This is a genomic window from Halomonas shantousis, from assembly GCF_054654615.1.
The window spans coordinates 2889713-2904339 of the sequence record NZ_BAAIER010000002.1; the positions used below are offsets into that span (position 1 = coordinate 2889713).

General features: G+C 62.9%; 13 protein-coding genes. 4 read left to right on the forward strand and 9 right to left on the reverse strand.

Annotation, left to right across the window (positions count from 1 at the left end; translation table 11 throughout):
* Positions 1-73: 73 nt before the first annotated feature.
* Both ACYQ12_RS13815 and ACYQ12_RS13820 read right to left on the reverse strand, forming a co-directional pair.
* On the reverse strand, positions 74-2611 hold the full coding sequence (locus tag ACYQ12_RS13815) for an ABC transporter permease (RefSeq protein WP_459872801.1): 2538 nt from the start codon (positions 2609-2611) through the stop codon (positions 74-76).
* Positions 2608-3324, reverse strand: a complete 717-nt coding sequence (locus ACYQ12_RS13820; RefSeq protein ID WP_459872803.1) for an ABC transporter ATP-binding protein — start codon at positions 3322-3324, stop codon at positions 2608-2610. The genes ACYQ12_RS13815 and ACYQ12_RS13820 overlap by 4 nt, the downstream gene beginning before the upstream one ends.
* Here ACYQ12_RS13820 and ACYQ12_RS13825 point away from each other — a divergent pair.
* Positions 3323-3970: an arylesterase gene (locus ACYQ12_RS13825; RefSeq protein WP_459872805.1), complete on the forward strand. Its 648-nt coding sequence runs from the start codon at positions 3323-3325 to the stop codon at positions 3968-3970. The genes ACYQ12_RS13820 and ACYQ12_RS13825 overlap by 2 nt on opposite strands.
* Before the next feature lie 22 nt (positions 3971-3992).
* Here ACYQ12_RS13825 and ACYQ12_RS13830 read toward each other — a convergent pair whose 3' ends face one another.
* Positions 3993-4880 (reverse strand): DMT family transporter, encoded by an 888-nt coding sequence (locus ACYQ12_RS13830; protein WP_459872807.1) that lies wholly within the window; start codon positions 4878-4880, stop codon positions 3993-3995.
* Positions 4881-5015: 135 nt separating this feature from the next.
* A complete protein-coding gene (locus tag ACYQ12_RS13835) occupies positions 5016-5285 on the reverse strand; it encodes an Rdx family protein (protein ID WP_459872809.1) in 270 nt (89 codons plus the stop codon).
* A gap of 169 nt (positions 5286-5454) precedes the next feature.
* Between ACYQ12_RS13835 and ACYQ12_RS13840 the strand changes: the two genes are divergently transcribed.
* From ACYQ12_RS13840 to ettA, 3 genes are all read left to right on the forward strand, one after another.
* Complete coding sequence (locus ACYQ12_RS13840) at positions 5455-6783, forward strand: MFS transporter (protein ID WP_459872811.1); 1329 nt, start codon at positions 5455-5457, stop codon at positions 6781-6783.
* Between the two features lie 111 nt (positions 6784-6894).
* Positions 6895-7089: a PA3496 family putative envelope integrity protein gene (locus tag ACYQ12_RS13845; protein ID WP_459872813.1), complete on the forward strand. Its 195-nt coding sequence runs from the start codon at positions 6895-6897 to the stop codon at positions 7087-7089.
* Positions 7090-7261: 172 nt separating this feature from the next.
* Positions 7262-8923 carry an energy-dependent translational throttle protein EttA gene (gene ettA / locus ACYQ12_RS13850; RefSeq protein ID WP_459872815.1) on the forward strand — a complete coding sequence of 554 codons (1662 nt, stop codon included), beginning with the start codon at positions 7262-7264 and terminating at the stop codon, positions 8921-8923.
* Between the two features lie 83 nt (positions 8924-9006).
* Here the strand turns inward: ettA and ACYQ12_RS13855 are convergent.
* The 5 genes from ACYQ12_RS13855 to ACYQ12_RS13875 form a co-directional block, all read right to left on the reverse strand.
* Positions 9007-10367 (reverse strand): IS3 family transposase gene (locus ACYQ12_RS13855; RefSeq protein WP_459872817.1). Its coding sequence is split into 2 segments (ribosomal slippage): positions 9007-9911 and positions 9911-10367, totalling 1362 coding nucleotides; the frame shifts between segments, so codons are not numbered across the junction.
* A gap of 119 nt (positions 10368-10486) precedes the next feature.
* Positions 10487-10642: a DUF1328 family protein gene (locus tag ACYQ12_RS13860; protein ID WP_459872819.1), complete on the reverse strand. Its 156-nt coding sequence runs from the start codon at positions 10640-10642 to the stop codon at positions 10487-10489.
* Between the two features lie 148 nt (positions 10643-10790).
* Positions 10791-11705 (reverse strand): LpxL/LpxP family Kdo(2)-lipid IV(A) lauroyl/palmitoleoyl acyltransferase, encoded by a 915-nt coding sequence (lpxL, locus tag ACYQ12_RS13865; RefSeq protein ID WP_459872821.1) that lies wholly within the window; start codon positions 11703-11705, stop codon positions 10791-10793.
* 57 nt (positions 11706-11762) lie between these two features.
* Entirely contained in the window at positions 11763-12857 is a 1095-nt protein-coding gene (gene alr / locus ACYQ12_RS13870) for an alanine racemase (protein WP_459872823.1), read from the reverse strand.
* Positions 12858-12946: 89 nt separating this feature from the next.
* On the reverse strand, positions 12947-14401 hold the full coding sequence (locus ACYQ12_RS13875; protein WP_459872825.1) for a TolC family outer membrane protein: 1455 nt from the start codon (positions 14399-14401) through the stop codon (positions 12947-12949).
* Between the last annotated feature and the right edge of the window lie 226 nt (positions 14402-14627).

Here is a 14627-nt window from a genome sequence, read left to right on the forward strand (position 1 = left end):
CACCCCCCGGCGGCTTTCACATGAAACGGCGTCATGCCGACCCGAGGATGGCTCATTCACACCGGCCCCGCTCTCACACTTCGCCCAGCAGGCGCAGGCTATCCATGGGCGTCTGCCGGCGGACACTGCGTGACAGCAGATAGCCGATCACGCCGATGGCCAATGCACCGCCCAGCGGCATGACCAGCCACATCTGCCAATGCAGGCGAGGCGCAAGGTCCAGCCAGCCCAGATAGATGCCCGCAGCTGCGACCTCCGCCAGCAGCGCCCCCATCAGCCCACTGGTCAGCCCCAGCAAGGCGAACTCGGCTGCCTGCATTCGCGAGATCAAGCGATTGCCGGCGCCAAAGGTCCGCAGCAGTGAACTTTCGTGTGCGCGCATCGGCCGGCTGGCCGTCATCGCGGCATAGAGTACGCTGATCCCCGCCAGCAGCACGAACCCGAGCACGAACTCCACGGCCCGGGTCACCTGGGCCAGCAGTTCGCGGACCTGTCCGAGGATGGCGTCGACATTGAGCAATGAAATGCCGGGAAACTTTCGTACCAGTTCACCGATCAGCGCCTGGCCCTCCTCGTCGAGATGAAAGGCCGTGATATAGCTGTGCCCGAATCGCTCAAGAACGCCCGGCGGGAAAATGACAAAGAAATTGGGCTTGAAACTCTCCCAGTCGAGACTGCGCAGGCTGGTGATCTGTCCGGTAATCTCCTGACTGCCGATGGTGAAAGTGGTCTGATCGCCCAGCCCCAGGCCGAGGCGGTCAGCCAGCCCCTGCTCCATGGAGATCGGTACCGCGCCTGTCTGGATATCCTGTTCGTCCAGCGTATCGAACCACTGCCCGGCCACGAGGCGATTGCCCTCCGGCAGACTGGCCCGCCACGTCAGGTTGAGCTCACGGTGCAAGGCATTGGCATCACGTTGCTCTGCGGGTACCGCATCACGCGGCAGTTCGCCATTGATGGCCGAAACCCGTCCCCTCACCATGGGATACAATACGGCCGGTTCGTCGGTCCGCCCCTCCAGCAGGGTATTGAACGGCTCGCGTTCGGCGGGCTGGATGTTGATGGCGAAATAGTTCGGTGTGTCCTCGGGCAACTGGGCCTGCCAAGTGGTCAGCAGATCGCCGCGCACCAGGGCGATCATGGCCATGGCGGCAAAGGTCACGGCAAAGGCCAGCAGCTGACCGAGACTCGCCTGTCGGCGTCTGGCCAGCTGACGCCCTCCCAGACGCAAGGCTTGCCCTCGCCCAGCGCCTGCGGATGCTCCGCCCGGCACGGCTTGCGCCAAGTGCAAAACGATCGTCAGCAATCCCCGCCCCAGTAACCACAGTAGCGCCAGCGCCACCAGCCCACCGGCCAACAGACCGGCCGACAGGGCGAGATCACCCGAGTACAGCCACAACAGCGCGCCGAACACCAGGCTGGCCACACCGACCACGGCCCACGCCGAGGCGGGCAGCGGGTCGAGTTCGCGGCGCAGCACCTTGAGCGCACTGACACGCTGCAGCCGCAGCAGTGTGGGACCGGCAAAACCGACCAGCACTGCCAGTGCCGTGAGCACGCCAAGCAACAAGGGCAGCGGTCCCGGCGGCGGTAATTCCAGCGGCAGAAAACGAGTCAACAACGCCAACAACCCGGCCTGCCCCACCAGCCCCAGTAGCGCCCCCACCCCCGACGCGGCCAGCGCCAGCCACAGCAGCTGCAGGCTGAAAAGCCATGCCAGTTGACGCTGCGTACCGCCGAAGCAACGCAACAGGGCCGCCGTGTCCAGATGCCGATCGACGTAACGACGCGTGGCCATGGCGACTGCAACTCCCGCCAGCAGCACGGCGGCCAGACCGGCGAGACTGAGATACTTTTCGGCCCGCTCCAGTGCGCTGCCCAGGCGCGGGCGATCCTCACGCACATCCTGGACACGTACCCCCTGCGCTTTCAGTGCCTGCAGGCGATCTTCCACCGCGGCCACCGCAGCGGGCGCGCCCCGTGCCAGCAGCTCGTATTCGACCCGCGATCCAGGCCGGATCAGCTCGGTAGCGCCGAGGTCCGCCAGGTTCATCATCACGCGGGGATTGAAGCTGGCAAAACCGGCCTGCTGATCCGGCTCACGCTGAATGAAACCATCCAGCGTCAACACGGCATTGCCGAGCCGGACCTGGTCGCCAAGTTCGACGCCCAGCAGAATCGCCAACCTTGGCGCCGCCCACAAGGTGCCGGGTGACGGCCCGTGGGCCACGGCCTCCTCCCCCTCGCGACGCTCCACATGTACCTGCCCGTACAGCGGATAGGCCTCGTCCACGACCTTGACGCTGACGGGTTGAAAGGCATCCTCATGGCTGAGCATCGAGACCAGATCGACCTGAGTGCTGGTCATCAAACCGACGGATTCGAATTCATGGCGCAACGAAGCGTCAAACGGGCTACCCTGTTCCAAGACTAGGTCGCCACCCAATAATTGGCCGGCCTGCCGCGTCAGGGCGCGATCGAGCCGGTCAAGAAAGAAACCGATCATGGTCGAGGCGGCGACCGCCAGGGCCAGAGCCAGGAACAGGGCGCGCACGTCGGCAGCGCGCATGTCTCGCCTCAGCCCCTTGGCGGACAGAGCAAGCAATCTCATGCCTCCACCTCATCGGGAAGCACCTCATGGAGCTTGCCGTTTTCGAGGCGCAGGCAGCGCTGGCAGCGTCTGGCCAAGCTATGATCATGGGTAACCAGCACTAAAGTCGTGCCCGCCTCGCGGTTGAGTTCGAACAACAAATCGATGATCTTTCTACCCGTGGCGCGATCCAGGTTGCCGGTAGGCTCGTCGGCGAACACCAGTTCGGGCCGGGTGACAAAGGCACGGGCCACCGCAACACGCTGTTGCTCGCCCCCGGAAAGCTGTTTGGGCAGGTGATCGAGGCGTTCACCCAGGCCCACGCGGGCCAGCGCTTCACGGCCACGGCGCGCCAAGTCCCCCTGAGGGACCAGCTCCAGTGGCAGCAGGACGTTTTCCAGCGCCGTCAGGGTCGGCAGCAGCTGGAAATTCTGAAACACGAAGCCGACCCGGCCAGCACGCAACTTGGCACGCCCGTCTTCGTCGAGGTCGGGCATGGACTCGCCGAACAGGGTCAGCTCACCGGAAGTCGGGCTGTCGAGTCCCGCCAGCAGGCCAAGCAGTGTCGACTTGCCGGCACCGGAGCTGCCCAGGATGGCCACGCTCTCGCCGGCGAACACATCGAAGGCCAGCTCGTCGAGAATGGTCAAGGACCGCTCGCCGCTGGTGACCCGCTTGCCGAGGCGGCGAGCATGTAAAATGGATTTCCGTGACGCACACAAGGAGTTGGACATGGTGGAAGGTGTTCCTGTTTTCACGCGTTTCCTGGCGTGGAGCGGATTAGTGGCCACATTGTGGCTAGGCGCTGTGCAGGCAAATCCAGTATACGCCGACACGCTGCTGGTCATGGGCGACAGCCTTAGCGCTGCCTACGGCATCGATCGCGAACGCGGCTGGGTTCACCAGCTCCAGGAGCGCCTGGGCGACGAGCACGAGGTCATCAATGCCAGCATCAGTGGCGAAACGACCTCCGGCGGCATGGCGCGTCTACCCGAGCTACTCCAGCGACACGACCCGGACATCGTGCTGCTCGAGCTTGGCGGCAACGATGGGCTGCGTGGGCTCTCGCCCCATCAGATGAAGCTCAATCTGGCCAACATGATCGAGAACAGTCAAGCCGCCGGGGCCCGCGTGCTCCTGCTCGGCATCGAGATGCCGCCCAACTATGGCTCGACCTACGTCGATGCGTTCCGCGGCGTCTTTCGCCAGCTCGTCGACGAGTACGATGTGCACCTGGTGCCCTTCATCCTCGAAGGTGTGGCGCTGACCGAGGACATGATGCAGGAGGACGGCATTCATCCCAACGGCAAGGCACAGGCGACCATACTGAACAATGTCTGGGAAAAGCTCGCGCCGATGCTGGATGAGCCCCAGGATTGACAGAGCCGCCACGGAATTCCGTTCAGGCCGGTGTCGACGCGGGCGCCCGTTGCAGCTGCTGCAACCCCAGCCCGGCCAGGATCAGCGCCAGCCCCACCAGCGTCGAACCCAGAATCGGTTCGCCGACCACGAGATGCAGCAACAACAAGGACACCGGAGGTGACAGGAAGATCAGATTCGAGATCCGGGCCGTCCGCGATATCTTGTGTACGGCAAGTTGCCAGAGGACGAAGGCTACGCCCATTTCGAACAGCCCTACGTAGACTCCCGCGCCCAGGCTCTGCCAGCCATACCAGCGGAACCCCGGTCCCAGAGCGATCAGTAGCGTGAACACCGGCAGGCCGACAGTGAAGTTCTGCCACTGGGCTACCAGCGGCGCGCGCCGATCACGGGCATTGAGTAGCCAGTACAACGCCCATAACAGCGTCGACCCCAGCGCCATCCCGACCCCGAGCGGATCGGCGAAATGCACCTCGAACACCGCCCCGCGCGTGGCGATGGTCCACACGCCCGCATAGGCGACGAGTCCCGCCATCATGTCCATGGCGGTCAGCCGTTGTCCAAGCAACGGCACGGCCAGCAGGGCCATCGTCAACGCCCAGGTATAGTTGAGGGCCATGGCCTCCTGCCCCGGCAGGCGATCGTAGGCGGCAAACAACATCAGGTAATAGGCCACGGGATTCATCAGTCCCGCCCATAACGCCGTGCGCCAGCCCTCCCCCAACGCCTGCCGGAACTTCCCCTGCCAGGCGACCAGCACGCCCATCAGGGCCCAGGAAACGATCGCGGCGATCCACATCAGCTCCACCGGCGTCATGTCCTGCAGGGCCAGCTTGAAGGCAGTCGCCACCGTCGACCATAGCGCCACGGCCCCCAGCCCATAGAGTATCGCCTCGCGGTCTTGCGTCATGTTCTCTTCCCAACGTCGAGCCATGCTCCGGTAACGTCCCGAATGGCGGCGGTCCCTTTGTCGGTCGTCGACCGTTCCTTTTTTCTTAACGCTTCGTTCGATGTATCACCCACGCAAGCGGTGACAATGACCGGTTCAGCGATCGATGTGCCCCAGGTCACGCTGCGGATCGAGCCGATCCCTGACGCGGCGCTTGAGTTCCTTGATATCGGGAAACCCCCCGTCACGCTTGCGCTCCCAGAGGGTTTCCTCGTCGAAAAGCACTTCGAAGTGTCCGCCATGACTGGGCGCCAGAGCGACCTGTTCGAGATCCTCGCCGAAGGTGGAGAGCAGCTCCTGGGCGTACCAACCGGCACGCAGCAGCCATTGGCATTGGGTACAATAATGGATACGAACGCGGGCCATGGATATCTTCCTCGCTGAGTCATGTTGAAAGGTCGTCGATGCTTTACGCCCATGACAGCGGTTGTCGGGGCTTTCCTGTCGCCATGATGCGCTGGGCAAGCGGAATGGCTCAAGCCGGCCGTGCCCGTCCCTTACGTTTCGTTCATTGACTGCAACAAGGAAGGATTGCATGGCCGACAGAGCCATCACCCAAAGGCGCCTGTACGAGTGGCTAACGGGTGACGACGACAACCGGATGTGCCGGGATATCTCTGAAAGCGCCTGCCGCGCCCAGCCAGGCAACTTTTTTCGACATCTGGTCGCGGCACTGGGCAACAAATTGGCCGATGAGCTTTCCAGCGCCCGCCTGGTATTGCCCTGGCTGCTGGGCGCCATAGGCGCGCCGGTTTGGATGGTGGGCCTGGTCGTGCCGATCCGCGAAGCGGGTGCGCTATTGCCGCAGCTACTGATTGCCGGCTACATCCGGCTCAAGCCCATCCGCAAGTGGGTGTGGATGATCGGCGGCCTCATCCAGGCCGTCTGCGCTGCGGGATTCGCCCTGCTTGCGCTGTTCGGGCATGGCTCCTGGGGCGGTGCCCTGGTATTGATGACGCTGACGGCGCTGGCGCTGGGCCGAGGACTCTCTTCGATCGCCACCAAGGATGTACTCGGCAAGACCATCGCCAAGCAGCGTCGCGGCAACCTGATGGGCTGGAGCGCCAGCATGGCCGGTGCCGTGACCCTGGCTGCCGGTGCATTGCTCATGCTGTTCGAGAACGATCGCGGCGGGCCGGTGCTGGCGGTTCTGCTGGGCGTGGCGGCTCTGGGGTGGGTCGTCAACGCTGCATGTGCCGCCCTGATTCGCGAGGCGCCCGGCGCGACCCAAGGTGGCAATAATGCCTGGGAGAGCATTAGCGACGGCATACGTCTGATGCGCCAGGATCGCCACTTCCTGCATTTCAATCTGTCCCGCGCCCTGCTGCTGTCCAGCGCCCTGGCGCTTCCCTACATCGCGCTGCTCGGCCAGCAGCAAAGTGGCACTGAACTGAGCGGCCTGGGCCTGATGATCGTCGTCTCGGGGCTTGCCGGCATGATCGCCAATCCGATCTGGGGCAAGCGGGCCGACCGTTCGAGCCGTGGCGTCATGCGCGATAGCGGTATCGCCGCCGCGGCCTGCTGTATTGCCGCCGCCCTGATCGCCTGGGCGCCGGGCGACTGGAGCCACGCGACCTGGCCTTACGCCGCTGTCTATGCCGCACTGATGATTGCCCATGCCGGCGTGCGCATGGGCCGCAAGACCTACGTGCTGGATATGGCGGATGAGGGTCATCGCGCCCTGTATGTGGCCATGTCCAACACCTTCACGGGAGTACTGATGCTGGTGCTCGGCATGATGATCGGTTTACTGGCACAGTGGGCCGGCAGCGCCGGGCTGTTGTTGATTCTGGCCGTCTGCGCGCTGGGCGCCGCGGTCTCGGCGCACCGCCTGCCCGAGGTGGAAGCGGAAGCAGAAACGTAGTCGCGCCGGGGCGCACCGGAAAGATTTCGCCGCAAGGGGTTGCATCCGACATCGCGAGACGCTATATAGCCGAAAACATCAACGGGATGTTATTCCACGGGAGGGTCTCGCATGAGCCGTGAGGATTTCGCCGACGAGCAGGATTTTTTCGATGCCGTCAACGACGAGCACTTCAGCCGTCCCCGCAGCAGTCGAGCCGACACGCTGCGCGTCCGGCGTCAGGTGGAGGCCCTGCTCGAGGAACGTCGCCTGAAGCGGGCCATCGAGGACGACTGGCTCAACGATTACAGCGACGAGGAAGAGTAGCCAGCGCTGTGCCCCGCTGTTTCGCCGATGTTCCGTGACGGACGCCCGAAGGCGTCCGTTTTCGTTCATGCCGATGGCAGTGGGGGGAAGCCGCCAAGGCGACACTGGCCTTTAAGGCGGTCGGCCACTATCATTTAAAGCCATTCTTCACCCTCCAACGAACCGGATATCCATGGCGCAATACGTTTACACCATGAACCGGGTGGGCAAGGTCGTGCCCCCCAAGCGTGAGATTCTCAAGGACATCTCGCTGTCCTTCTTCCCCGGCGCGAAGATCGGCGTACTCGGTCTCAACGGTGCGGGCAAGTCCACACTGCTGCGGATCATGGCCGGGGTCGACACGGAATACAACGGTGAAGCCCGGGCAATGCCGGGCATCAATGTCGGCTATCTGCCCCAGGAGCCGGAGCTCGACGACGACAAGACCGTCCGCGAGACCGTCGAGGAGGCACTGTCGCATATCACCGAAGCGCAGCAGAAACTCGACGCCGTCTACGCCGCCTATGCCGAGCCGGAGGCCGACTTCGACGCCTTGGCCAGTGAGCAGGCGCGTCTGGAAAACCTGATCGAGGCGGCCGATGCCCACAACCTCGAGCGCAAGCTGGAAGTGGCTGCCGAGGCGCTGCGCCTGCCGGCCTGGGACGCCAAGGTCGGTGTACTCTCCGGCGGTGAGCGCCGCCGCGTGGCACTATGCCGTCTGCTGCTGTCGAGCCCCGACATGCTGCTGCTCGACGAGCCGACCAACCACCTCGACGCCGAGTCCGTCGCCTGGCTGGAGCGCTTCCTGCACGACTACAGCGGCACCGTGGTTGCGATCACCCACGACCGCTACTTCCTGGACAATGTCGCCGGCTGGATTCTCGAGCTCGACCGCGGCCACGGCATCCCTTTCGAGGGCAACTACTCCCAGTGGCTGGAGTCCAAGGAGAAGCGCCTCGAGCAGGAAGCCAAGCAGGAGGCCTCGCGTCAACGCGCCATCAAGCAGGAGCTCGAGTGGGTCCGCCAGGGCGCCAAGGGCCGTCAGGCCAAGAGCAAGGCGCGCCTGAACCGCTTCGAGGAGATGCAGTCCGGCGACTACCAGAAGCGCAACGAGACCAACGAGATCTACATTCCGCCCGGTCCGCGCCTGGGTGACAAGGTCATCGAACTGCACAACGTCTCCAAGCGCTTCGAAGACAGGGTGCTGTTCGAGGATCTCTCCCTCCAGGTGCCCAAGGGCGCCATCGTCGGCATCGTCGGTGGTAACGGTGCGGGCAAGTCGACACTGTTCAAGCTGATCAACGGCACCGAGCAGCCCGACACCGGCGAGGTCGTGGTAGGCGATACCGTGGATATCGCCTATGTCGAGCAGTTGCGTGACAATCTCGACGACAAGCAGACGGTGTGGCAAGCGGTCTCCGACGGCCAGGACATGCTCAACATCAATGGCTATGAAGTCTCGTCGCGTGCCTATGTGGGACGCTTCAACTTCAAGGGCACCGATCAGCAGAAGCGTCTCTCCGAACTCTCGGGGGGCGAGCGTGGCCGCCTGCAGCTGGCCCAGACCCTGAAGCAAGGGGCCAACGTGCTGCTGCTCGACGAGCCTTCCAACGACCTTGACATCGAGACCCTGCGCGCCCTGGAAGAGGCCCTGCTGGCCTTCCCCGGCTGCGCCATGGTGATCTCCCACGACCGCTGGTTCCTGGATCGCATTGCCACGCACATCCTGGCCTACGAAGGTGAGTCCCAGGTCATGTTCTTCGAGGGCAACTACAGCGACTACGAAGCGGACTATCACAAGCGCGTCGGCAGCGACACGCCCAAGCGCATGAAGTACAAGCGTATCGACGCCTGATCGGCCCTCTCCGCTCAGCCGTGCCCACGATGTAAAAGAGCCCGCGGAATTTTGAAGTGACCCCCAATAGTTGGACGGTTCATTCAGTCGGCGCTCAAGGCCTGAGTCCTGTATTGCACGGGGCTCAGGCCTTTTAGTTTCATCTTGATTCGCTCGTGGTTGTAATAATGGATGTACCGGTCGAGGCCCTGCTGCAACTGCTCGACAGTGTCGAACCGGCTCAGATGGAAGTACTCGGCTTTCAGGGTGCCAAAGAAACTCTCCATCGCGGCATTGTCCAGGCAGTTGCCCTTGCGTGACATGCTTTGCGTCAGCGCCTGCCCTGCCACCAGGGCACGATAGGCGGGATGCTGGTAATGCCACCCCTGATCGGAGTGCAGCAGTGGCCGGTCCGAGTTCTTCAAGCGGCCAAACGCCTGATGCAGCATGCGCTTCACCAGTGAGAGGTCGGGACGCCTACCGGTCTGATAGGCCACGATTTCGCCGTTGTAGAGATCCATGATGGGGGAGAGATACAGCTTCTGCCCGTCGATGTTGAACTCCGTGATATCAGTGACCCACTTCTGGTTGGGACCGGGGGCCTGAAACTGGCGGTCGAGTACATTGGGAGCTACACGCCCTACCGATCCTCGGTAAGCGCGATACCGCTTTGGCCGAACCAGAGATTTCAAGCCCAGTTGCTGCATCAAGCGCTGGACAGTCTTATGATTGATCGTCTCGCCTGCCTGGCGGAGGACAGCAGTGATACGACGATAGCCATAGCGCCCTTGGTGACGTTCATAGGTTGCCTGGATACGCGCCTTCAGGGAGGCGTACCGATCGACAGCGTCCTGCCCCTTGATCCGGAAGTAAAACGTACTGCGCGGCAGCTCTGCCGCACGTAGCAGCAGAACCAGCGGATGCTCATTCCTTAACCCTTGGACGGCTTGGGCTTTTTGCCCCGCATCGCCGCCCGCTTCTCGCGGGTCAAGGCATCGAGCTTTTTTAGGTAGGCGTTCTCCGCCCGCAGGTACGCCAGTTCCTCGAGCAACTCCTCGTGGGAGCGTTCGCGATCAGGCGGGGGTGGCGATGAAGAAGGCTTCTTGGCCATCGGGTGTCGTCCCTTTCGCTTCGGCGCCAGCGCGCTCAATCCTCCACTATGATACTGCTGTTCCCATCTGCCAATAGCACCACACTCACGGATATCGAACAGGACAGCAGCCTGGCGCCGTGACAAGCCATCCCGCCACATCCTCTCAAGTACCGCCAGCTTGAATGCCGCACTGCGGTGACGGTACTTCCTGCGCAGGCCCAGCGCGCCATGCTGCCGGTAGTTGTCCCGCCATTGCCGTAGGCTCGACTCGTCCAGGCCATGCTGGCGAGCCAACTCCCTTAGGCTGGTGTCCTCACGTAAACACTGCTGCACCACCCGCAGCTTGAACCTTTCGTCGTACTGCTTCTTCATAAAAACACCCCGAAGGTTGGCTTGGCTGTCCAACTTTCGGGGTGCAGTTCATTTCCGCGGGCTCTTTTGTCTGGTTGACATCCTGCTGCTCGAGCGGCGCCTACGCCGGCCCGTCAGGGCTATTTCCGGCTGCGAATCAGGGAAATGACGAAGAGCACCAGGAAGACGAAGAAGAGCACCTTGGCGATGGTCGCGGCGGCACCGGCGATGCCCCCGAAGCCCAGCACCCCGGCAATAATCGCAATGACCAGAAAAATGATCGCGTAGTTCAGCATGTTCAGCATCCTTGTTCGGCTTGGGTTTCCTTACTGGCCAATCGTTGGCCTCGGTTACACCTTAGAGAATCGTAATGTTTTGGCGTTCCGTCAAGATTCGTCTTGTTCAGGGTAGACAAGTGCGCCGTGGAATAACCGGAATGGCAGCTCAGTAGAACTTGGCCTCTCCCGCTGGCCGGGTCTTGAAGCGACGGTGCAGCCACAGATACTGCTCGGGATGACGGCGAATCGCGCCCTCGATCACCGCGTTCACCTGGGTGGCATCGGCAACCTCGTCACCGGATGGAAAATTTTCAAGTGCAGGAAGATATTCCAGCGTATAGGTGCGGTTATCGGGGTTGCGGTGAAAGATCAGCGGCATGACGGGGGCACCGGTCATGCGGGCGATCTTGGCCGTGAGCTTGATCGAGGCCGCCTGGATACCGAAGAACGGCGCGAAGACGCTGACATCGCGACCGAAATCCTGATCGGGCGAGTACCACACCGCATGTCCCGCCTTGATGCGCCGTACCACGCCACGCAGATCGTGCCGGTCGATGGCGGCGCCAAAGATATGCCGACGCGCCCGGGTCATGAAGCGCTCGAACAGTGGATTGTCGTGCGGGCGGTAAACGACGTCGGCGGGGAAGAACAGCGAGTGCAGCGCCCCGCCGAGATCCAGCGTCGAGAAGTGAATGCCGATGATCAGCGCCCCCTTGCCCTGGGCCATGGCGCGCTCCATATGCTCGGCGCCCTGGAAGGTCACGCGGTGACGCAGATGCTCGGGATCGCGGCACCAGCCGGTGGCCGTTTCGAGAATGCCGATGCCATTGGCGATGAAGGTCTGCCGTACCAACCGCGCGCGCTCCTCCTCGCTCTTCTCGGGAAAACACAGCGCCAGGTTGGTTTCGGTGATGCGCCGCCGGCTGGTCGCGAAGCGCCAGGCGAGAACGCCGATCGTTCGCCCCACCATCAGCTTGAGTCGCCAGGGCAGCCAGGCACCGATACGCATCAGGATAATGGCAAGCCAGGTAGGCCAGTAGCGAGGGTGCGCAAAGTGGTCAGGAAAGGCTTTCTTGGCCATGTTACTCTCGAGTCAGCACAATGCGCCCCATTGTAGCGGATTTCTGCCCTTCAGCGGTCAATCGACACCGGCGCCATGATAGCGGCGCGGCACTCGCGGCAGCACCCCGGTCAGCAGGGTGTAGCTGATGGTGTCGCAGTATCCGGCGACCTCTTCCACCGGCAGCCCCTCGCCCCAGAGCGTGACCGTGCTGCCGACGCCTGCGTCGGGCAGGTCGGTGAGATCCACCGTGAGCATGTCCATCGACACCTTGCCGGCCAGCCCCGTTCGCTGCCCGTCCACCAGCACCGGCGTGCCATCGATGGCATGACGATCGTAACCGTCCCCGTACCCCGCCGCGACCACGCCGATGCGCGACGGACGCGGCGCCCTCCAGCGTCCGGCATAGCCCACCGGCTCACCCGGTGCCAGTTCCTGAACGGCAATCACCTCCGAGCGCAGCGTCATTACGGGCTTGAGGGAGCGGCTGGCATCGTTGGCCCCTTCCAGCGGATCGCAGCCATAGAGCATGATGCCCGGACGGTTCCAGTCGCCATGGGCCTGCGGCCAGGCCAGCGTAGCGGGCGAATTGGCAAGACACACGGGAGCGTCGAGCCTTGTGCGCAGAGCCTCGACACTGGCCATCTGGCGCTGGAAATATTCGGGATCCAGCGCATCGGCCGTCGCGAAGTGTGTGACCAGATGCAGATCGCTCACCTGCTGCGGGGCCGCCTTCAGCCGCTGCCAGACCGATTCGAAACTTGCCGCTCCGAACCCCAGACGATGCATGCCGGAGTCGAACTTCACCCACGTCGGAATGGGGCGACGAGGGTGGTAGGCAAGAAGCGCCTGAACCTGCCACTGACTGTGCACGGCCGTCCATAACCCCAGCGAGTCGATCAGTTGCAGTTCGGTGGCGTCGAAAAACCCCTCGAGCAGTACCACGGGACGGGTGATGCCGGCCTCGCGCAGCACAACGGCTTCTTCGATGCAGGCCACGGCGAAGGCCGGCGCGATATCCTCCAGTGCCCTGGCGCAGGCCACGGCTCCATGCCCGTAGGCATCGGCCTTGAGCACGGCCAATGCCTGGCTATGCGGCGCGAGGTCGCGTGCAAGACGGTAGTTGTAGCGTAGCGCATCGAGATCGATGTCAGCGACCAGAGGCCGGGACATGCCAAGCTCCTCCGCAAGTGGAAAGAATCAGAGCTCGACGCCTGCCGGTACCACGCCGTGACGCCATGATACCGGCAAGCGCCAGTACATCAGGAGGAAGGCGGCGTTGGCCGTGCCCCGATATCGTCCAACCCACGGCTCATGGTGCCGCCGTCAGGCAGTGTCAGGGAAACCGTCTGGTCCTCGCGCAGCCATTCATTCAATTGCTGGATGACTTCGGGCTCGAGAATCCCCGCCTGTTGGCGCAGGCTCAGCAGGTTGATGATGTAGTCGTAACGCGACTCGGCGTAATTGGCCAGAGCGTTGTAGAGATTCTGCTCCGCCGTCAGCACATCGACGATATTACGCGTACCGACCTCGTATCCGGAGCGGGTCGCTTCCAGCGCACTGCGGTTGGAAACGATGGCCTGGCGGCGGGCCTCGATCGTTTGCACGTTGTTGCTGACCAGAGTGAACAGGGAACGCACCTGCTGGGTCGTGCTGCGACGCTGAGACTCGAAATCGTACTGTGTCGCTTCCAGCTCATAGGTATTCTGGCGAATCAACGCCAGGGTGGAGCCGCCATTGAAAATGGACCAGTTGAGGCTCAGGCCGACCTGAGCTCCCTCGTTGTGCCCACGCAGCGCGTCCTGGTCGTTATCGGAGTACTGATAATTGGCGAAGGCATCCACGGTGGGATAGTGCTGCGCACGGGCAATATCCACTTGGAAACGGGACAGATCGATGCCCTCCTGGGCCGCCTGCACGACAGGGCTGTTTTCCATGGCCATCGTCACCCAGGCATCGCGGCTGACAGGCTGGGGAGGCTCGATGGGGATATCCTCGGCCAAGCCCTCGATGCTTTCATAACGCCGCCCGGTCAGCTCCTCCAGTTCCTCGAAGCTGACCTGCAGGTCGCTTTCGGCGGCAATACGCTGCGCCCGCGCCAGATCGAAGGTCGCCTGCGCCTCGTGAACGTCGGTAATCGCGATCAATCCGACTTCGAACTGCTCGCGCGACTGCTCGAGCTGGCGCCCGATCGCCTTCTCCTGCGCCACCAGCGCATCGAGCACGTCCTTGTCGCGCAGAATCTCGAAGTAGGCCGCGGCGACGTTATACAGCAGGCTCTGCTGATCGCCCTCGAGCAGCAGCGCCTGCTGTCCGATCTGCTGCTCCGCCAGCTTGAGCTCGTAATAGTTTCTGGCATCGAACAATGCCTGGGTGACTTCCAAGCCGGCGGAAACGGAGTTGTAACGGTCATCACCGGCCGCGCTGCTGCCGGCGCCCCCCCCCGCAGCGCCCGACGACTGGCTCTCGATGGTTTCGCTGTGGGCCACTTCGCCGCTGGCTCCGACTTGAGGCAGCAGGTCGCCACGCTGAACGTCACGTGCTTCCTCGACACTGCTGAAGGTTGCCCGGGACGAGTTCAATGCAGCGTTGCTGGCCAGCGCATCCTGAGTGATGGTCCATAGATCGGCGGCCTGTGCCTGGGAAGCAAGGGAGACAGCTAGCAGTAGCGGCAGCAAGCGGAACTTTGCGATCGACGATGACGGATCTTGCGACATCGGAATATTTCCTTTCATGGGACGGTCTCACCGTCCGGTTGTCGATACCACCGGCTGGCCAGAACCTTGCAGGCGAATAGGCATGAACGCTCAGGCAGCGACAGGATCCTGTAAGCCGGTAAACGGCATTATGGCCAAGGATAAACCCTGTGCCCTAGAAGCAATTTTACATACAATGCCGCATGTAACGACGCAGATCAATCCGGCAATATGCTTTGCAGGCAAA